This is a genomic window from Streptomyces sp. NPDC051561 (genome assembly GCF_044454195.1).
GTDB lineage: Bacteria > Actinomycetota > Actinomycetes > Streptomycetales > Streptomycetaceae > Streptomyces.
In genome coordinates this window covers 38,831-58,455 of the sequence record NZ_JBITDM010000010.1, presented here as the reverse complement: position 1 = coordinate 58,455, position 19,625 = coordinate 38,831, and the positions used below count along the sequence as shown (strand labels likewise).

Sequence of the window (19,625 nt, the reverse complement as noted above, 5' to 3'; positions counted from 1 at the left end):
ACGCAAGAAGCGGCACCCCTTGGACCCCGCCCAGCCCCCGTGGACCCAGCCCAGCCCAGCCCAGCCCAGCCCAGCCCCTAAAGCGGCGCCTCCCACACCACCGTCGTCCCCCCACCGCCCTCGCCCAGCCCCGCCCCGTACGAACTGGATCCACCCAGCGCCTCCGCCCTGCGCCCCAGATTCCGCAGGCCACTGCGTCTGCCGCCCTCCGGGATGCCCACCCCGTCGTCCGCGACGGTGAGCCGGACCGCGCGCTGCCCGTCCGCCAGGGTCACCGTGGCGTCCACCACGACCTCGATCCGTGAGGCACAAGCGTGCCGGAAGGCGTTCGACAGCGCCTCCCGCAGCGCCGCGATCAGGTTCTTGCCGGTCAGCTCGCCGACCAGCGCGTCCACCGGGCCCAGGAAGTGGTGCGCGGGCTTGAAGCCCAGCGGTACCGCCGCCATGTTGATCTCCCGCAGCACCCGGGTACGCAGCCCGGACGGTGCCTCCGCGGGCCCCTGCTGAAGCGCGAAGATCGCCGTGCGGATTTCCTGAATGGTGACGTCCAGCTCGTCGACCGCCTTGCCGACGCCCGATTGCACCTCCGGCACCACCGACCGGCGCTGCGCGCTCTCCAGCATCATCCCGGTCGCGAACAGCCGCTGAATGACGAGATCGTGCAGGTCACGGGCGATCCGGTCACGGTCTTCGTAGACCGCGAGACGCTCCCGGTCGCGCTGCGACTCGGCCATCATCAGCGCCAGCGCCGCCTGCGAGGCGAACTGGGTGGCCAGCGTCCGTTCGGCCTCGGTGAACGGTTTGCCGCCCCGCGCCCGGGGGGTGGCCAGCGCACCCATCACCCGGCCGCCGCTGTGCAGCGGCAGCAGCATGCTCGGCCCGTACTGCTGGGACATGTTAGTGATCATGCGCGGGTCGGTGGCGGAGTCGTTCACGAACACCGATTCACCGCTCAGCAACAGCCCCACGATCGGACTCTCCGCCGGTACGACCTTGCCCAGCGACTCGCCGGAGTGGTCCGCGGAGACCGCCGCGATCTCCAGACCACCCTCCTCGGCGGGCAGCAGCACCATCCCCGCCACCGCGTCCGCGAGCCTCCTGGCTTGCTCGGCGACCACCGAGAGCGCGTCGTCCACATCGCCGCCGGACAGCAGTGCGGTGGTCACCGCCACCGACCCGTCGATCCACCGCTCCCGCTGGCGGGCGGCCTCGTACAGCCGGGCGTTGCCGATGGCGATACCGGCCTCGGTGGCCAGCACCCGCAGCATGTGCAGGTCGTAGTCGTTGAACTCGCCGCCACCCCGCTTCTCCGCGAGATAGAGATTGCCGAAGATCTCACCCTGCACCCTTATCGGTACGCCCAGGAAGGTCCGCATCGGGGGATGGTTCGGCGGAAAGCCCACAAAGCGGGAGTCCGCCGTGAGATCCGCGAGCCGCACCGGCTCCGGGTTCTCGATCAGCGCCCCGAGCAGCCCCTTGTGCCCGGCCGGCAGCCGCCCGATGGCTGCCGCCTCCTCCACGGTCACGCCGTACGTCACGAAGTCGGAGAGCCCGTCGCCCTCCTCGTCGACCACACCGATCGCCGCGTACCGGGCACCGGCCAGCTCGGCGGCGGTCTCGCAGATCCGGTCCAGGGTGGTGTGCAGTTCGAGGCCGGTGCCCACGGACCGCATGGCTTCGAGGAGCTGCGGGACGCGCGCGGTGAGCTCGGTCGAGAGGCCCTGAAGGCTACGGGTGGCCTCGGTAGCGGCATCGAGGGAGTCGTGGGGAGCCGGGTCCTGCTGCGCTGACATGCCCTTGAGACTAGTAAGTCCTATTTAAAGGGGAAAGTCGACCAGCGGGCGTTTGCCCCATTTACGAGGTCGGTTCGGCCCTCGTTCACCATCTCCCGCCACGGGGCTACGGCACCGGCTCCGCCCTCACCTTTTGTCCGGGCTCACGCCACCGGCTCCGCCGCCCTCTCCCGCTCCAGCATCCGCCGCAGCGCCCCGTCCTCACTGGCCAGCACCGCGAACCCCCCGCGCTGGACGATGCGCCCCTCGTCCAGCACGACCACCTCGTCAACCGCCTCCAGCCCCTGCAGCCGGTGCGTGATCATCACCGTCGTCCGGCCCTCGGTGGCGGCGAGGAGATCGGCCGTCAGAGCGTCTGCCGTCGCCAGGTCAAGGTGCTCGGCCGGTTCGTCCAGTACGAGTACGGGGAAGTCGGCCAGCAGCGCCCTGGCCAGCGCGAGCCGCTGCCGCTGCCCGCCGGAGAGTCGCGCCCCGTGCTCACCGACCAGGGTGTCCAGCCCCTCCGACAGCGCCTCGACCCACTCCCGCAGCCGCGCCCGGCCCAGCGCCTCCAGCAGCGCCGCATCGTCCGCACCGGTCCTGGCCAGCTTGAGGTTCTCCCGTACGGAGCTGTCGAAGAGGTGCGCGTCCTGCGCACACAGGCCCACGACCCGCCGCACATCGTCCCCGTCGAGCGACTCGGCGGGGATCCCGCCGAGGGTGTACGTCCCGTCCCTGGCATCCAGGAATCGCAGCAGCACCTGCGCGAGGGTGGTCTTACCCGCTCCGCTCGCCCCCACAACGGCGATCCGCTTCCCGGCCTCCAGGGTCAGATCCACCCCAGCCAGCGCGTCCCGCTCCTGCCCGGCGTAGCGCGCCCAGAGCCCGCGTACCTCCACCGGGAACACCACCTCGGGCAGCCGCCCGGGCGTCTCCGGTTCCTGAACGGGAACGGGCGCGTCCAGCACCTCGTACACCCGCTCCGCACTCCGCCGCACCCGCTGCCGGTACTGCACCGCCAGCGGCAGACCGGTCACCGCCTCGAACGCGGCCAGCGGTGTCAGCACCACCACCGCCAGCTGCACCCCGGCCAGCCGCCCGTCCGCCACCGCCTGCACCCCGACCCACGCGGCCCCGACCACCGTCAGCCCGCACACCAGCGCCGAGAGTCCGCCCCCGAGCGCGGTCGCCGAAGCACCCCGCGAAGCGATCCCGGTAAGCACCGCATCCGCCTCCCGCACGGCAGCGATACGCCGCCGAAGCGCCCCGGCCACCGTCAACTCACCCACTCCACCGAGCAGATCGGCCACCCGAACCGCCAGCTCGCCCCGCGCCGGAGCCAACTGCCGCTCCGCACGCCGAGCGGCCGCACCACTCACCAGCGGCACCCCCACCCCGGCCAGCAGCAGCCCCACAGCCAGCACCGCCCCGGCCTCCGGCAGCATCCAACCGGTGAACCCAACGGCACCCACACCCACCACCACAGCCGCCCCCACCGGAAGCGCCCACCGCAGCCAGTAGTCCTGCAAGGCATCCACATCGGCCACCAGCCGGGACAACAGATCCCCCCGCCGGGTCCTCCGCAGCCCGGCAGGTGCGATCCGCTCCAGCCGGCGGTAGACGGCCACCCGCATATCGGCGAGCATCCGCAGCACCGCATCGTGCGAGACCAGCCGCTCCGCGTACCGGAACACCGCCCGCCCGATACCGAAGGCCCTGGTCGCGGTGACCGCCATCATCAGATAGAGCACCGGCGGCTGCTCGGAGGCCCGGGAGATCAGCCACCCGGACACCGCCATCAGCCCCACGGCCGACCCCAGCGCCAGACTCCCGAGCAGCAGCGCCAGAGCGAGCCGCCCACGCTGCTCACCCGCGTCCCGCCGCACGCGGCGCAGCACCCCGTCGGATGTTTCACGTGAAACAGGGGCCGGCGTTTCACCTGAAACAGGCGCCGGTGTTTCACGTGAAACATCGGCCTCGCGCGCAGCGGACTGCGCCGCGCCCTCAACTCGGGGCGCAGGCATGGAAGTTCCCGAACCCGTCCCCGGCGCGACCTCCCCCAACCGCACCACGCGGTCCGCCACCGCCAGCAACGCCGGCCTGTGCACCACCAGCACCACGGTCCGGCCCACCGCGAGCCGCCGTACCGCCTCGACGATTCCCGCCTCGGTCTCCCCGTCCAGCGAGGCCGTCGGCTCATCGAGCAACAGCACCGGGCGGTCAGCGAGGAACGCCCTTGCCAGCGCCAGCCGCTGACGTTGCCCGGCAGAGATCCCGGCCCCGTCCTCCCCGAGCGCCGTCTCGACGCCCTGCGGCAGCGCGGCCACGAAGTCGTATGCTCCGGCGTCCCCAAGCGCCTCCAGCACCGCCGCGTCGTCAGCGTCCGGCCGCGCCAGCCGTACGTTCTCCGCGACCGACCCGGCGAACAGATGCGGTCGCTGCGGCACCCAGGCCACCTGCTCCCGCCACTTCTCCATCGAGACGCCCGCCAGATCGACCCCACCGACCAGCACCCGCCCCTCGGCCAGCGGCACGAAGCCAAGCAGTGCGTTCAGCAGCGTCGACTTCCCGACCCCGCTCGGCCCGACGACCGCAACCGTCTCGCTCTCCGCGACCTCCAGCGACGCCGACTGCAACGAGGCCGCCGTACGCCCCTGGTGCCGTACGGTCACGCCCTCCATCCGCAGCCCACCGGCTGCCGGTACCTCTCCGGAACCGCCCTCCGGCAGTCCGGTCTCCAGAACCTGGAAGATCTCCTCGGCGGCCGAAAGCCCCTCGGCCGCCGCGTGATACTGCGCCCCCACCTGCCGCAGCGGCAGATACGCCTCCGGAGCCAGGATCAGAATCACCAGCCCGGTGTACAGATCGAGGTCACCGTGCACGAGCCGCATACCGATGGTGACCGCGACCAGCGCCACCGAGAGCGTTGCCAGCAGTTCCAGCGCGAACGAGGACAGGAAGGCGATCCGCAGCGTCTTCATGGTGGCCTGCCGGTACTCGCCGGTGATGGCCCGGATCGACTCGGCCTGCGCCTTGGCCCGGCCGAACACCTTCAGCGTCGGCAGCCCGGCGACCACATCCAGGAAGTGCCCGGAGAGCCGCGACAGCAGCTTCCACTGTTTGTCCATCCTGGTCTGGGTGGCCCACCCGATCAGAATCATGAAGAGCGGGATCAGCGGCAGCGTCACCACGATGATCGCCGCGGACACCCAGTCCTCGGTGACGATCCGCGCCAGTACCGCCACGGGGACGACGATCGCGAGCCCCAACTGCGGGAGATAGCGCGAGAAGTAGTCGTCCAGGGCGTCGACTCCCCGGGTGGCCAGCGCGATCAGCGAACCGGTCCGCTGCCCGTCGAGCCATCCGGGCCCCAGATCGGCCGCCCGCTCAAGCAGCCGGCCCCGCAGCTCCGACTTGACCGCCGCACTCGCCCGGTGGGCGGCGAGCTCGGTCAGCCAGGCCACCAGCGCCCGGCCGACCGAGACCGCCACCAGCAGGAGCAACGGCGTGCGCAGCTCTCCGGAGTCCAGCCCGTCCTTGAAGGCCCCGACCACCACCTCGGCGATGAACATCGCCTGGGCGACGACCAGACCCGCGCCTGCGAGTCCGAGCACCACCACCGCTCCGAGGAAGAAGCGGGTGGCCCGGGCGTACCGGAGCAGACGCGGGTCGATCGGTTTCACGTGAAACATCCCCCACTACAGGACGGTCGGGACCTCGGCGCACCGCTTCAGCGGGCGGGTTCAGTGTGCGTCGGCGGCGATGTGCTGCGTACCGATGCGCTTCCTGAATACCCAGTACGTCCACCCCTGGTAGAGCAGCACCACGGGAGTCGCGATCCCCGCGCACCAGGTCATGATCTTCAGTGTGTACGGGCTGGACGAGGCGTTGGTGACCGTGAGGTTCCAGGCCTCGTTCAGCGAGGACGGCATGACGTTCGGGAAGAGCGTCAGGAAGAGCATGGCGACCGCGGCCGCGATGGTCACGCCCGACAGGGCGAACGACCAGCCTTCGCGTCCGGCCGCGATCAGGGCGATGGCCGCGACCAGCGCGAGCGCCGCCACGATCATCGCGACCAGGCTCGTACCGTCGCCGCTTTCGATCTGGGTCCAGATCAGGAAGACCAGCGCCAGTACGGCGGTCACGGCGCCCAGCACCAGGGCCAGCTTCCGTGCCCGTACCCGGATGTCGCCGACCGTCTTGAGCGCGGTGAAGACCGTGCCGTGGAAAGTGAACAGAGTGAGGGTGACCAGGCCGCCGAGCAGGGCGTACGGGTTGAGCAGGTCGAAGAAGTTCCCGACGTACTCCATGTCCGCATCGATCTTCACGCCGCGCACGATGTTGGCGAAGGCCACACCCCACAGGAAGGCCGGCAGCAGGGAGCTCCAGAAGAGGACGTGCTCCCAGTTGGTCTGCCAGCGTTCACCGGAGCGCTTGTGCCGGTACTCGAAGGCGACCACCCGCACGATCAGGCAGAGCAGGATGATCAGCAGCGGCAGGTAGAAGCCGCTGAACAGGGTGGCGTACCAGTCGGGGAAGGCGGCGAAGGTCGCACCGCCGGCCGTGAGCAGCCAGACCTCGTTGCCGTCCCAGACCGGGCCGATGGTGTTGATGAGGACCCGGCGCTCCTTGCGGTCGCGCGCGAGCAGCTTGGTGAGAACGCCGACCCCGAAGTCGAAGCCTTCGAGGAAGAAGTAGCCGATCCACAGAACGGCGATCAGTACGAACCAGACGTCGTGGAGTTGCATGGTGATGTCTCCTCCCTCAGTACGAGAAGGCCATGGGGCGGTCGGCGTCCTTGCCGTCCCCGCCGATCTTGGTGGGCGGGTTGAGGTCGTTCTCGTCGAGATCCGGCGGACCGGCCTTGACGTACTTCACGAGCAGCCTGACCTCGACCACGGCGAGGATCGCGTACAGCGAGGTGAAGGCGATCATCGAGGTGAGGACCTCGCCCTGCGAGACGCCGGGGGAGACGGCGGCGGAGGTCTTGAGAACGCCGTAGACGACCCAGGGCTGTCGGCCCATCTCGGTGAAGATCCAGCCCCACGAGTTGGCGATCAGCGGGAAGAGCATGGTCCACAGCGCGACGATCCAGTACAGGGACGCGAGACGTGGGCTCAGTGCCTTCTTGCGGAACAGCACCAGGTTCGGCACTTCGTCCTCACCGGTCCTGAGGCCCGGCGGCAGCAGGAACTTCTTCCTGGTCAGCCAGAGCCCGAGGATGCCGAGTGCGAAGGACGCCATCCCGAAGCCGATCATCCACCGGAAGCTCCAGTAGGCGACGGGGATGTTGGGCCGGTAGTCGCCGGGCCCGAACTTCTCCTGCTCGGCCTTGTTGATCTCGTTGATGCCGGGGACGTACTCGGTGAAGTTGTTGTGGGCGAGGAAGGACAGTATTCCGGGGATCTCGATGGCGACCTTGTTGTGCCCCTTGTCGACGTCGCCGATCGCGAACACCGAGAACGGTGCGGGCGCCTCGCCCTCCCAGAGGGCTTCGGCCGCCGACATCTTCATCGGCTGCTGCTTGTACATCACCTTGCCGAGGGTGTCGCCGCTGATCGCGGTCATCAGACCGGCGATCACCACGGTGACCAGGCCCAACCGCAGCGAGGTGCGCATCACCGGGATGTGCTTCTTGCGGGCCAGGTGGAAGGCGGCGATCCCGACCAGGAAAGCGCCGCCCACCAGGAAGGCGGCGGTGATGGTGTGGAAGAACTGGGTGAGCGCGGTGTCCTGGGTGAGCACCTTCCAGAAGTCGGTGAGCTCCGCCCGGCCGCGCTCCTGGTTGATCCGGTAGCCGGTCGGGTGCTGCATCCAGGAGTTGGCCGCCAGGATGAAGTACGCGGAGAGGATCGTGCCGATCGACACCAACCACATGCAGGCGCAGTGGATCTTCTTGGGCAGCTTGTCCCAGCCGAAGATCCACAGCCCGATGAAGGTGGACTCGAAGAAGAACGCGATCAGGGCCTCGAAGGCCAGCGGGGCGCCGAAGATGTCGCCGACGAAGCGCGAGTAGTCGGACCAGTTCATGCCGAACTGGAACTCCTGCACGATGCCCGTCGCGACGCCCATCGCGATGTTGATCAGGAAGAGCTTGCCCCAGAACTTGGTCGCCTTGAGGTACTTCTCCTTGCCCGTCCGCACCCACGCGGTCTCCAGCCCGGCCACCAGGGCCGCGAGCGAGATCGTCAGGGGCACGAAGAGGAAGTGATAGACGGTGGTGATACCGAACTGCCACCGCGCCAGGGTTTCCGGCGCCAGAGCCAGGTCCACGTCGTCCTCTCCTTACGTCGCCGTTGTCACCGGCAGTTTGCCCCTTTAATCCCACAGCTCCTGGGACGAAAGGGGACACGCTTGTGAACGCGTTCACATTCACAAGCATTATGTCGCACGTCCATTCGGAACCTCCAGGGGGGTGCCCCCTAAAAACGCGCGGTGCCCCCGCAAGCCGTCACACGACTCACAGGGGCACCGTCCACCACACAGGCACCGCCGGCCAGGTACACCGACGTACAAAAAAGCCTTACAGCCCTTCGATCTTGCGGGCCTCCAGCCCTACAGCTCCTTGCGGAAGGCCTCCGCCGCGTTCAGGAACAGGTCGTTCGCCTCGACCTCGCCGATGGTGACGCGGACACCCTCACCGGCGAACGGCCGCACCACCACACCGGCCCTGTCGCAGGCAGCGGCGAAGTCCATGGTCCGCTCCCCCAGCCGCAGCCACACGAAGTTCGCCTGTGTCCCGGGCACCGTCCAGCCCTGGGCGCGCAACCCCTCGAAGACCCGCGTGCGCTCGACGATCAGCGCGTCCACCCGCTCCAGCAGCGCGTCCTCGGCACGCAGCGAGGCGACCGCCGCCTCCTGCGCGATCTGGCTCACACCGAAGGGGACGGCGGTCTTGCGCAGCGCGGCCGCCACCGGCTCGTGCGCCACCGCGAAGCCGACCCGCAGACCGGCCAGCCCGTACGCCTTGGAGAAGGTCCGCAGTACGGCCACGTTCGGCCGGTCCCGGTAGAGCTCGATGCCGTCCGGGACCTCTTCGTCGCGGATGAACTCGCGGTACGCCTCGTCCAGTACGACCAGGACGTCAGCCGGCACCCGGTCCAGGAAGCGCTCCAGCTCGGCCTTGCGCACCACGGTGCCCGTGGGGTTGTTGGGGTTGCAGACGAAAATCAGCCTGGTCCGCTCGGTGATCGCGTCCGCCATCGCGTCGAGGTCGTGCACCTCATCGCCGGTCAGCGGCACCGGCACCGCCGTCGCACCGCTGATCTGCGTGATGATCGGGTACGCCTCGAACGACCGCCAGGCGTAGATGACTTCGTCGCCGGGACCCGAGGTGGCGTGCAGCAGCGACTGCGCGACGCCGACCGAGCCGGTGCCGGTCGCCAGGTGCGAGACCGGCACGCCGAAACGCTTCGCCAGCTCCTCCATCAGCCCGGTGCAGGCCATGTCGGGGTAGCGGTTGAAGCTGCCGACCGCCTCGATCGCGCGCTCCATGACGCCCGGCAGCGGGGGGTAGGGGTTCTCGTTGGAGGACAGCTTGAACGCCGCCGGGCCATCGGCGTCCGCGGTCGCGGCCGGCTTCCCGGGCTTGTACGCGGGGATGCCGTCCAGCCCCGCGCGCAGCTTGGGGCTCGTCGCGCTCGTACCGCTCGTCTCGCTCACTTAAGGTCCTCCTCGACCGTACGTACCACCAATACTCCTCACCCTATGAGGATTGGGCGGCGCTGCGAAGGGGCTGCCGAGCTCCCGCGAAGAGACCGTCGCGCCCGTACGAAGCGTCCGCCGACCCTCCTCGGAGAGGGCGCGACCGGCAGGGGGCGCGCCCCCACCGCCCGTGTGCGCCGGTGGCCCACGCCGTGGCGCGCGTCCCCCGAAGTGGTGAGTTGAGACCTCTTCGAAACTTCGGGCAGGTGCCGGACGCACACCGCCAGCTGCGCACCTCGACAGCGCCACAACCCCCAACCCCCTTGCGTTCCATGGTCATTGGGCGTGTAGACCCATGCAGAAACGTGCCTGTCAATCGGCGCATATGCGCGGAGCCTCATCGGTCCCCGGCGCCCTACTATCGGCTCGCCATGACAGCAGCAGGGAAGCATCAGGTGAGCCGGACCGAGACACCCCGGCGAGGCAGTCGGCCAGGACGGGCGGGCATCCGGGATGTCGCCGCCGCGGCCGGGGTCTCCATCACGACTGTCTCCGACGCCCTCAACGGCAAGGGCCGGCTCCCGGACGCCACCCGCCGCCACGTCCGCGAGGTCGCCGACCGACTGGGTTACCGCCCGTCGGCCGCGGCCCGAACCCTCCGTACCGGAAAGTCCGGCCTCATCGGCCTGACCGTCACCACGTACGGGGATGAACCTTTCACCTTCACCGAATTCGCGTACTTCGCGGAAATGGCCAGAGCCGCCACCTCGGCGGCGCTCGCCCGCGGCTACGCCCTGGTCATCCTCCCGGCGTCGTCCCGGCACAGCCCCTTCGACGTGTGGCAGAACGTCGCACTCGACGGGACCGTCGTCATCGACCCCTCGGACGACGACCAGGTCGTCACCGAGCTCATGCGTCAGGGCTTACCCGTCGTCTCCGACGGCCGTCCGTCCGGGGCCCTCCCGGTCACCGCCTGGGTCGACAACGACCACGAGGCCGCCGTACTCGAACTCCTCGACCATCTCGCCGACGCCGGCGCGCGCCGCATCGGCCTCCTCACCGGCACCACCACCGACACCTACACCCGGCTCTCCACCACCGCGTATCTGCGCTGGTGCGAGCGTGTGGGACAGGATCCGGTCTACGAGTCCTACCCGGCGCACGACCCCTGCGCAGGCGCCGTCGCAGCCGACCGGCTGCTCGCCCGCCCGGACCGTCCGGACGCCGTCTACGGACTCTTCGACCCCAACGGCACCGATCTGCTGGCCGCCGCCCGGCGCTACGGACTGCGGGTCCCCGAGGACCTGCTGCTCGTCTGCTGCTCCGAGTCGACGGTGTACGCGACCACCGAGCCACCCATCACCACGCTCTCGCTCAAGCCGCGACGGATCGGCACCGCCGTCGTCCAACTCCTCATCGATGCCATCGAAGGACTCGATACCGGGCACCCCATCGAGCAGGTGATACCGACCGAACTCATCATCCGTACGTCCTCCCAGCGACGCCCGCCGCGCACCACGGTGAGCGCTCCGCGCTCACCCTCGGGGGACTGATCCGGCAGGTTCCGGGGGCGGTGGCGGAGGCCGCCCTCGGACCGGCACCGGTACCGATCTCCGCAATCCGGACGAAACAACCGGTGAACTGGGGGTGTACCCGGATTCACCACCCCTGGTGCCTCACACAGCGCGGGCCACATTCCTATGATGGGCGCACGACACGACGGACCACCCGAGACCAGGTGGGTTTCCAAGGTGTACGGCGGCGCGACGGTGGTGGAGGGGTCAATGACTCAGGGGGCCGGTCAGGGACCCGCAGTGCGAACGGCGACGTTGCGGGATTTCCGGGTGCCTCCTTACGCCCAGGCTCCCGTCGCGACGTACGACAGCACGCAGGTGTACGACCAGGAGCAGGTGTACGACCAGGAGCAGGCGTACGGGAAGCCGGCTCAGTCGTACGGCACGGCGCAGGGGCTGGTGCCCGAGCAGGGGCGCGGGGCCGGGCAGGAGAACGGGCCGGATGCGGAGCACCCGGTTTCCGAGGTCGCCCTTCCCGGGGCTCCGGAGCACGCGGCACCGGAATTCGGGGACTCCGAACACCAGGCCTCGCAGCAGGTTCCGGATCACGCAGCTGCGGACCACGCAGCTCCGGATCACGCAGCTGCGGACCACGCCGATCCGGATCACGCAGCTCCGGATTTCGACGAGGAGCCCGAGGGCTACACCCCCACCCAGCGCGACCTCCCGGTGATCAGCCGCGAGGACCGAGTCGGTGGTCCCGGTGACACCCAGCGCATCCCACAGCCCGACTTCGCCGCCGAGCAGGACGGAGAGGGCCTCGGCCCGCTGTTCGTGGTCGGCGATGTGCACGGCTATCTCGTGGAGCTGCTCGACGCCCTGCACGAGCAGGGCCTCATCGACGACGAGGGCCACTGGGCCGCGGGCAACGCCCGGCTCTGGTTCCTCGGCGACTTCACCGACCGTGGCCCGGACGGCATCGGTGTCATCGATCTGGTGATGCGGCTCTCCGCGGAAGCTGCGGCGGCCGGCGGTTACTGCAAGGCGCTGATGGGCAACCACGAACTGCTGCTGCTCGGCGCCCGCCGGTTCGGCGACACCCCGGTCAACTCCGGCGCGGGCACCGCCACCTTCCAGGCCGCCTGGCTGCTCAACGGCGGCCAGAAGCACGACATGGAGCGCCTCCAGGACGTACACCTCCAGTGGATGGCACGGCTGGACGCGGTGGCCCTGGAGGACGGGCATCTCCTGACCCACTCGGACACCACCGCCTACCTGGACTACGGCGACACCATCGAAGACGTCAACGACATGGTGCACGAAATCCTCACGCGCAACGATCCGGACGAGTGCTGGGACGTTTTCCGCAAATTCACCAAGCGTTTCGCTTTCCGTGACGAAGGCGGGTCCGACGCCGTACGGGAACTGCTCGGCGCATATGGCGGCGAGCGCATCGTCCACGGTCACAGCCCGATTCCGTACCTCCTCGGGGAGGTCGGCGGTGAGGACTCCGGCGACGGAGAGGGCAGCTCGGGGCCGGTGGTCGAGGGTCCGCACGTGTACGCCGACGGCCTGGCGATCGCGATGGACGGCGGAGTGACCATGGCCGGAAAGCTGCTGGTCGTCCAACTCCCCCTGAATGACGGAGCGTGACGGGGGAAGAGGTACAGCCTACGAACACGCTCCCAGCGCCGGACCAATTTCCGGAAACCCCCTGTCACCCCGTGCCGTAGGCGCTCTACCATCGGGTTATCCGTAGCAGGCTCTCCTCCGTTTCCGCCCAACTGCCCCACCGAAGCGGGCAACCCGGCCCTACGGAGCATCGGGGGATGCACATGAACAGCGCTCCGCACCTGCTGGCCGAGGACCGCCCGGAGTTCGAGCGGACCCTCAACGCCGCACTGCGCACCGCGCACGAACGCCCGGATCTCGCCGACCTGGAACAGCGCCTGACCACCGAGCAGTTGCGCACCGCAGCGCTCAACGCGCGGGAGATCATCGCCGGTCACGCCTCGGCCGAGTACGACCACTACGTGAAGGTGCGCGGCGAGCTGCGCGGCCCCGCACTGCCCATACCGGGCGCACTGCTCCCGCCCGGCATGGGCGAGAACGCGGAGGCGACCGGGGCGGGAGCGGTGGCCGTGGTCGCCGTCATGACACCGGTGCTGGCCGGTATCGCCGCGGTGACGCTGCTCCTCGTCGGCTACCTCCTGAGGATGATCAAGCCCGGAAACGCCGTCGCCGAGGCGTTGTTGACGGCTGGCTGGGTCTTCGGCGCGCTCACCGCGGCGGGTCTGTTCGCCGCGGCGATCGGCCTGCTCTTCACCGCACTGCGCAACGGCTCGACCGCTCTCGCCGTCGGCCACCAGGACAACGGAACCCAGGAGGTCGACCGCGCCAGGGAAGCCTGGACGCATGCGTTGCTGGAGCGGGGCATCGTCCCGTTCCTGCGCGACGCCCTCTCCGAACCGCCCAAGCCCTCCGTCACCGAACCGCCGAGGCAGCCCGGCCGCATCCCCGGTCTCGGTTACTCACGCCCGGACTTCTCCAGCCCCAGCGAGAACAACCACCACAACGGCCAGAAGACCCGTCCCAGCTACTCCAGCCCCGACTTCTCCAGCCCGGACTACGGCGGCCCGGACCACAAGCCGGAGTAACCACTCCGACCGGCGATCGCGGGCCGCCGACGCGCATACGTGAAACGTCAGTTCTCGCACGGGAAAGGTCAGTTCTCGCACGAAAGCATCGACTCTCGCACCGGAAGCGTCAGTTCTCGCACGAGAGCAGCCCGTTCCTGTACGGGAGAACTAGTCGGCGATCGGCAGATAGACCCGGTTGCCCGCCGCCGCGAACTCCTTGGACTTCTCCGCCATGCCCGCCTCGATCTCCTCGGGCGTACCGCCGTGCTGCCGCCGGATGTCCTGCGAGATCTTCATCGAGCAGAACTTCGGACCGCACATCGAGCAGAAGTGCGCGGTCTTGGCCGGCTCGGCCGGAAGCGTCTCGTCGTGGAACTCCCGCGCCGTGTCCGGGTCGAGGGCCAGGTTGAACTGGTCCTCCCAGCGGAACTCGAAGCGGGCGTCGCTCAGCGCGTCGTCCCACTCCTGCGCGCCCGGGTGCCCCTTGGCCAGGTCGGCGGCGTGCGCGGCGATCTTGTAGGTGATCACGCCGGTCTTCACGTCGTCCCGGTTGGGCAGCCCGAGGTGCTCCTTGGGGGTGACGTAGCAGAGCATCGCGGTGCCCCACCAGGCGATCATCGCGGCGCCGATGCCGGAGGTGATGTGGTCGTAGGCGGGTGCCACATCGGTGGTCAGCGGGCCGAGCGTGTAGAACGGCGCCTCCTCGCAGATCTCCTGCTGAAGGTCGATGTTCTCCTTGATCTTGTGCATCGGGACGTGCCCCGGGCCCTCGATCATGGTCTGTACGTTGAAACGCTTGGCGATCGTGTTGAGTTCCCCGAGCGTCTTCAACTCGGCGAACTGGGCCTCGTCGTTGGCGTCCGCAATCGAGCCCGGGCGCAGTCCGTCGCCGAGGGAGTACGTCACGTCGTACGCCGCGAGGATCTCGCAGAGCTCCTCGAAGTTCTCGTACAGGAACGACTCCTTGTGGTGCGCCAGGCACCAGGCTGCCATGATCGAACCGCCGCGCGAGACGATGCCGGTCTTGCGGCGCGCGGTCATCGGGACGTAGGCGAGACGCACGCCCGCGTGGACCGTCATGTAGTCCACGCCCTGCTCGGCCTGCTCGATGATGGTGTCCTTGTAGATCTCCCAGGTCAGGTCCTCGGCGCGGCCGTCGACCTTTTCGAGTGCCTGGTAGAGCGGGACGGTGCCGATCGGGACCGGCGCGTTGCGCAGGATCCACTCGCGGGTGGTGTGGATGTTGCGGCCGGTGGAGAGGTCCATGACCGTGTCGGCGCCCCACTTGGTCGCCCAGGTCATCTTGTCCACCTCCTCCTCGATGGAGGAGGTGACCGCGGAATTGCCGATGTTTGCGTTGACTTTCACCAGGAACCGCTTGCCGATGATCATCGGCTCGATCTCCGGGTGGTTCACGTTCGCGGGCAACACCGCGCGCCCGGCGGCGATTTCCTCCCGTACGACCTCGGGCGCAACATTCTCCCGGATGGCCACGTACTCCATCTCCGGGGTGATCTCACCGCGCCGTGCGTACGCGAGCTGGGTCACCGCGCGGCCGTCGCGGCCCCGGCGGGGCTGGCGGGGGCGGCCGGGGAAGACCGCGTCCAGGTTCTTGAGTCCGCCGCGCGGCGAGGTGTGCTTGATGCCGTCGTCCTCGGGGCGGGCCGGCCTGCCCGCGTACTCCTCGGTGTCGCCCCGGCTGATGATCCAGTTCTCGCGCAGCGGTGCGAGTCCGCGGCGCACGTCCGTCTCGATCGACGGGTCGGTGTACGGGCCGGACGTGTCGTACAGCGTCACGTCCTTGCCGTTGGTCAGGTGCACCTGACGGACCGGCACCCGGAGGTCGGGGCGCGAGCCGTCGACGTATCCCTTGTGCCAGCCGGGCTTCCGCTCACCCTCGGCGGCGTTGTCGCGGCGGTTCTCGCCGTGGGCAGGCGTGCGTGCATCCATCGTGGTCATGAGACCTACTCCCTACGCCGGCATTACCCGGTAACAGGTTCGGCGGTCGACGCAGCCGTTGTCCGTACGCATGTGTACGGAGGTCAGCGCCCTCTCAGCCCGGTGCTCCGAGCTCCCGCGTGTGCAAAGGTTTTGCCCCACGCTAACGCCATCCCGGCCACGCTGAACAGAGGGCCCCTGCCGTTCTTGCGATGATCGGTCGGTGACCCCACCGCAGCCACCCCCACACGACCCGTCCCCGCAGACGCCCCCTCAGCCCCCCGTCCCACCTGTTCCCTCGCATAGCCACAGCCACAGTCACGGCCCTGCGGCGCCCGTCTCCAAGCACCTGCGCAAGGTGATCGCGGCGGTGCTGATCCCCTTCGCCACGGCGGTTCTGGTCGGGCTCACGATGCTCTGGCCGGGAGGGGCGCCCGCCCACGAGCGCACCGGGGTCGGCTTCGACCGGCAGACCGAGAAGGGGCAGGTCGTCCAGGTCCAGAACATCGACTGCAAGGACGCCAATGTCGCCCCGCAGTCCCCCCAGACCCCCGGCACCGGAACCGCTGACCCGGGCGGAGGCGGCCCCTCCGCCGCGCCCGACAAGGGAACCTGCAAGAAGGCGACGATCGAGGTCGAATCGGGTGCGGACAAGGGCCGCACCTTCACCGAGATCGTCCAGCCCGGCGCCCCACGGCAGTTGAAACAGGGTCAGGGAGTCGTCGTCGCGTACGCGCCCGACGCGCCCAAGGATCTGCAGTACTCCGTCATCGACGTGAACCGGAAGCTTCCGCTCACCCTGCTCGCCGGGATCTTCGCCGTGGCGGTGGTGCTGGTCGGCCGGATGAAGGGGCTGATGGCGCTGGTCGCGCTGGTCGCTTCCTTCGCGGTGCTGACGCTGTTCATCCTCCCGGCCATCCTTCAGGGGTCGAATCCGCTGGTGGTGGCGGTGGTCGGGGCCAGCGCCATCATGCTGATCGCGCTGTACGCCTGCCACGGGTTCACCGCCCGCACCTCCGTGGCCGTCATCGGCACGCTGATCTCGCTGCTGCTGATCGGGCTGCTCGGCTCGCTCTTCATCGGCTGGGCGTTCCTGTCGGGCAACATCGACGACAACACCGGGCTGATCCACAGCCTCTACCCGTCGATCGACATGAGCGGCCTGCTCCTCGCCGGCGTCATCATCGGCTCGCTCGGTGTCCTCGACGACGTCACGGTCACCCAGACCTCCGCGGTGTGGGAACTCCACCAGGCCGACCCGAGGATGGGCCCGCGAGCCCTCTACCGGGCGGGCATCCGGATCGGCCGCGACCACATCGCTTCGGTGGTGAACACCCTGGTCCTGGCCTATGCGGGCGCCGCTCTGCCGCTGCTGCTGCTCTTCTCGATCGCCCAGAGCAGTGTGGGAACGGTCGCCAACAGCGAGCTGGTCGCGGAGGAGATCGTGCGCACCCTGGTCGGCTCGATCGGACTGGTCGCCTCGGTGCCGGTGACGACGGCGCTGGCCGCGCTGGTGGTCTCGGCGGACAAGTCGGGGGCGGGGGCCGGCCGGAGTGCGAGCGCCGGTGAGGGCTCCGGTGCTACGGCGGTTTCGGTACGGAGCGGGCGCGGGCGACGCCGTAAGGCCTGAGGCGGCGGCCGGATCGCTCCCGGCCGCCGCCTCTGTCGTGAAACCCCATGAACTACCCGATCTCGGGCGTTGCTTCAGCCCGCGTTCTCCTCGGCGAGAATCCGGCCCAACTCGTCCTCCAGGCACCCGGCATAGTCACTCTGCGTGTGCTCCTGGCCGAGTGGCACGAGTTTGTCGGTGCGGTCGAGGAAGGCCACCAGCGGCGCCGCACTCGCCCTGAACAGCGCCCGATCGCTGCCGACCTGAAGGCGGATGTGCACATCGGCCAACTCGTCGGGGTCGGTCGGCCCGATGTGCACATCACCTTCGCCGCAGGGCTCGTTGATTCCGTCGACCAGCAGCTCGCGACCGAAAGCCCAGGTCACAGGGGCATCTCCGGGCAGGTGGAAGGTCAGGCGGATCGCGTAGGGGTCCTTCGCCTCGTACATGAGCTCCACCGGAATACGAAAGGAGAGCTCCTCCGAGACGAGGAAGCTCATCATCACCTCTGCCTGAACCGACTCGCGCATCGCCAACCCTGCCGTAGATGGAAGTGGTCGGAACGATCGCTTCCGGCCCTCTTGACGCCATCGTGCTTCACGCAGTAACAGATCACAAGGAGTGAGTTTTCAGATACTGATAGAGAACATGAGCGAACGGACCACCTCATTGATTTCGCCGCGCAGCCGTTCGATTGCGGGATCCAGGCGGGCCTCACGTGCGACGGGTACGGAGATCGCCATCACGGCGGCCGTCTGACCGATCGTGAGGGGAATCCCGGCGCAGATCGTGCCGAGCGAGTACTCCTGGCGCTCGACCATCGTCTGCATGCGCTCGACCGCTGCCAGCCTGGTCAGCAGGGACGTACCACCACGCACCGTGTACGGGGTGATCGGCTCGACGGGGTGGCGGTCGAGGTGGTCGAGGCGGGAGCGGGCGTCCAACTGGGAGAGCAGGCACTGGCCGATCACATGGGCGTGCGCCGTCTCGCGGAAGTCGGCCCACTCCTCGACGGCGGGATTCGCGGTGCTCTCGGCGAGGGCCGTGACCTCCACCTCGCCCTCGCGGTATACGGCGAAGTACACGGCGACGCCCAGCGTGTCGCGCCAGCGTTCCATCGTCTCGACCACGACCTCGCGGCGAAGCTGACCCGATCCGCCGTGCCCCAGCCGGTTGGCTGCCGGGCCGAGCACGAAAACACCCTGCTCACGACGGAGATATCCCTCGTGGGTCAGGGTGCGCAGCAGGTGGTACGCGGTCGGCAGCGGCAGCCCGGCCTCCCGGGCGAGCTGCTTGGCGGGCGCTCCGTCGGGGTGGTCGCTGACCGCCTCCATCAGGCGCAGCGCGCGCTGCACCGAACCGATCAGGGTGGGGGCCGGGGCGTCGGACGGGGGTGCCGCGGGCGTGGGTACGGAGGCGGAACGCGGCTGAACGGCGGAGCGGGGCTCGGCCGCGGAGCGCGGCTGAACGGCAGAACGAGCGGCGGACTGGGCCGTGGCCATGGGGCACTCCCGGGGTCCCGAAGGGCAATGCGGTCGCCGGGGAGCGGGAGTCCCGGGTGACGGCAGCGGTTTTTCACCCTAACTGCCTTGCCCGGGGCCTCAGTTGCTTTCACGTGTCAGATTCCCCCCGGCGGGCTAACGCCCGTACGGACGGGCTGCCCGCGCCGGGGCCTCGCTGCTCTCCCGTCGCCGGGCCGTCTTACCAGTCGCTCTTGCCCGACGAGCCCGACGAGCCCGAGGAGGACGACATGAACCGTCGTACGACGTAGATCAGACCGCCCACCAGTGCGACCAGCAGCAGCAGCTTGAACAACAGACCGATCAGCGTGCCGATCGCTGAGAGGATCGCACCGCCGAACACCAGCAGGACCAGGGCCGGAATCGCGACCCACTTCACCCAGCCCGGCAGACCCGCGAATACTTCCTTTGCAGCCATTGTCCTTGCCTTTCCCTCGGTCGGTAGGGGACCGGCCCGGTGCCGTGGTGTCCCTTGGATTTCCTGCTTCCGATGCTAGGCGGACGACCACCCCGAGCAGGGGGCCCGCAGCCCTTGAAAGCCCCTGATCCGACCCTGAGGGAATCTCGGGGTGTTTCACGTGAAACACCCCGACGGGCCCTCGCGCGACGCCCCGCCGGGCCCCGCCGTGAAACGCCCCGACTGCCCGCTCAGCTCTCCGGCGGGGAGAACACCACCAGGACCCGCAGGTCCTCCGCGATGTGGTGGAACTTGTGGGCCACCCCGGCCGGTACGTAGACCACGCTGCCCCGTGCGACCTGCGTCGTCTCCATGCCGACGGTGATCGCGGCCCGCCCGCTCACCACGAAGTAGATCTCGTCCTCGTTGTGCGGCTGCTGCGAATCGCTCTCGCCCGCGTCCAGGGCGTACAGGCCGGCGGACATGTTCCGCTCCTTGAGGAACTGCAGATACGCACCGTCGTTGGCGGCACGTTCCGCCTCCAGCTCGTCCAGTCGGAATGCCTTCATGCCTGCTGCTCCTCGCGTGCGCC

General features: G+C 69.1%; 14 protein-coding genes and 1 riboswitch. Of the genes, 4 read left to right on the top strand and 10 right to left on the bottom strand.

Annotated elements, in window-relative coordinates:
- Positions 1–77 precede the first annotated feature (77 nt).
- The 5 genes from ACIA73_RS22520 to hisC form a co-directional block, all read right to left on the bottom strand.
- Entirely contained in the window at positions 78–1,793 is a 1,716-nt protein-coding gene (locus tag ACIA73_RS22520) for a GAF domain-containing protein (protein ID WP_399440432.1), read from the bottom strand.
- A 143-nt stretch (positions 1,794–1,936) separates the two neighbouring features.
- Complete coding sequence (gene cydD, locus ACIA73_RS22515; RefSeq protein ID WP_399440431.1) at positions 1,937–5,455, bottom strand: thiol reductant ABC exporter subunit CydD; 3,519 nt, start codon at positions 5,453–5,455, stop codon at positions 1,937–1,939.
- Positions 5,456–5,515: 60 nt separating this feature from the next.
- Entirely contained in the window at positions 5,516–6,520 is a 1,005-nt protein-coding gene (gene cydB / locus ACIA73_RS22510; RefSeq protein WP_399440430.1) for a cytochrome d ubiquinol oxidase subunit II, read from the bottom strand.
- Between the two features lie 16 nt (positions 6,521–6,536).
- Positions 6,537–8,045, bottom strand: coding sequence for a cytochrome ubiquinol oxidase subunit I (locus ACIA73_RS22505; protein ID WP_399440429.1), 1,509 nt, complete (start codon positions 8,043–8,045; stop codon positions 6,537–6,539).
- Between the two features lie 282 nt (positions 8,046–8,327).
- On the bottom strand, positions 8,328–9,434 hold the full coding sequence (hisC, locus tag ACIA73_RS22500; RefSeq protein WP_399440428.1) for a histidinol-phosphate transaminase: 1,107 nt from the start codon (positions 9,432–9,434) through the stop codon (positions 8,328–8,330).
- Positions 9,435–9,847: 413 nt separating this feature from the next.
- Between hisC and ACIA73_RS22495 the strand changes: the two genes are divergently transcribed.
- The 3 genes from ACIA73_RS22495 (at position 9,848) to ACIA73_RS22485 (ending at position 13,587) form a co-directional block, all read left to right on the top strand.
- Positions 9,848–10,969, top strand: coding sequence for a LacI family DNA-binding transcriptional regulator (locus ACIA73_RS22495; protein WP_399440427.1), 1,122 nt, complete (start codon positions 9,848–9,850; stop codon positions 10,967–10,969).
- 216 nt (positions 10,970–11,185) lie between these two features.
- Positions 11,186–12,583, top strand: a complete 1,398-nt coding sequence (locus tag ACIA73_RS22490; RefSeq protein WP_399440624.1) for a metallophosphoesterase — start codon at positions 11,186–11,188, stop codon at positions 12,581–12,583.
- 176 nt (positions 12,584–12,759) lie between these two features.
- Positions 12,760–13,587 carry a hypothetical protein gene (locus ACIA73_RS22485; protein ID WP_399440426.1) on the top strand — a complete coding sequence of 276 codons (828 nt, stop codon included), beginning with the start codon at positions 12,760–12,762 and terminating at the stop codon, positions 13,585–13,587.
- A 150-nt stretch (positions 13,588–13,737) separates the two neighbouring features.
- Here ACIA73_RS22485 and thiC read toward each other — a convergent pair whose 3' ends face one another.
- Positions 13,738–15,528: a phosphomethylpyrimidine synthase ThiC gene (gene thiC, locus ACIA73_RS22480; protein WP_399440425.1), complete on the bottom strand. Its 1,791-nt coding sequence runs from the start codon at positions 15,526–15,528 to the stop codon at positions 13,738–13,740.
- Positions 15,521–15,657, bottom strand: a riboswitch (TPP riboswitch). (Overlaps the previous gene by 8 nt.)
- Before the next feature lie 73 nt (positions 15,658–15,730).
- On the opposite strand from thiC, the gene ACIA73_RS22475 reads away from it, so the two are divergent.
- Entirely contained in the window at positions 15,731–17,137 is a 1,407-nt protein-coding gene (locus tag ACIA73_RS22475; RefSeq protein WP_399440424.1) for a YibE/F family protein, read from the top strand.
- 74 nt (positions 17,138–17,211) lie between these two features.
- On the opposite strand, the gene ACIA73_RS22470 is transcribed toward ACIA73_RS22475, so the two are convergent.
- From ACIA73_RS22470 to ACIA73_RS22455, 4 genes are all read right to left on the bottom strand, one after another.
- The gene (locus tag ACIA73_RS22470; RefSeq protein ID WP_399440423.1) at positions 17,212–17,646 is read right to left on the bottom strand and encodes an SsgA family sporulation/cell division regulator; all 435 of its coding nucleotides are present in this window, start codon (positions 17,644–17,646) and stop codon (positions 17,212–17,214) included.
- Positions 17,647–17,745: 99 nt separating this feature from the next.
- Positions 17,746–18,618, bottom strand: a complete 873-nt coding sequence (locus ACIA73_RS22465) for an IclR family transcriptional regulator (protein ID WP_399440422.1) — start codon at positions 18,616–18,618, stop codon at positions 17,746–17,748.
- A 199-nt stretch (positions 18,619–18,817) separates the two neighbouring features.
- On the bottom strand, positions 18,818–19,054 hold the full coding sequence (locus ACIA73_RS22460) for a DUF5326 family protein (protein WP_399440421.1): 237 nt from the start codon (positions 19,052–19,054) through the stop codon (positions 18,818–18,820).
- Between the two features lie 230 nt (positions 19,055–19,284).
- Positions 19,285–19,602: a cupin domain-containing protein gene (locus ACIA73_RS22455; RefSeq protein WP_399440420.1), complete on the bottom strand. Its 318-nt coding sequence runs from the start codon at positions 19,600–19,602 to the stop codon at positions 19,285–19,287.
- Positions 19,603–19,625 lie beyond the last annotated feature (23 nt).

Coding starts and splice junctions, on each gene's coding strand:
- ACIA73_RS22520 (WP_399440432.1), bottom strand. CDS start 1,793: ATGTCAGCGCAGCAGGACCCGGCTCCCCACGACTCCCTCGATGCCGCT.
- cydB (WP_399440430.1), bottom strand. CDS start 6,520: ATGCAACTCCACGACGTCTGGTTCGTACTGATCGCCGTTCTGTGGATC.
- ACIA73_RS22495 (WP_399440427.1), top strand. CDS start 9,848: ATGACAGCAGCAGGGAAGCATCAGGTGAGCCGGACCGAGACACCCCGG.
- ACIA73_RS22485 (WP_399440426.1), top strand. CDS start 12,760: ATGCACATGAACAGCGCTCCGCACCTGCTGGCCGAGGACCGCCCGGAG.
- thiC (WP_399440425.1), bottom strand. CDS start 15,528: ATGACCACGATGGATGCACGCACGCCTGCCCACGGCGAGAACCGCCGC.
- ACIA73_RS22470 (WP_399440423.1), bottom strand. CDS start 17,646: ATGCGCGAGTCGGTTCAGGCAGAGGTGATGATGAGCTTCCTCGTCTCG.
- ACIA73_RS22465 (WP_399440422.1), bottom strand. CDS start 18,618: ATGGCCACGGCCCAGTCCGCCGCTCGTTCTGCCGTTCAGCCGCGCTCC.
- ACIA73_RS22460 (WP_399440421.1), bottom strand. CDS start 19,054: ATGGCTGCAAAGGAAGTATTCGCGGGTCTGCCGGGCTGGGTGAAGTGG.
- ACIA73_RS22455 (WP_399440420.1), bottom strand. CDS start 19,602: ATGAAGGCATTCCGACTGGACGAGCTGGAGGCGGAACGTGCCGCCAAC.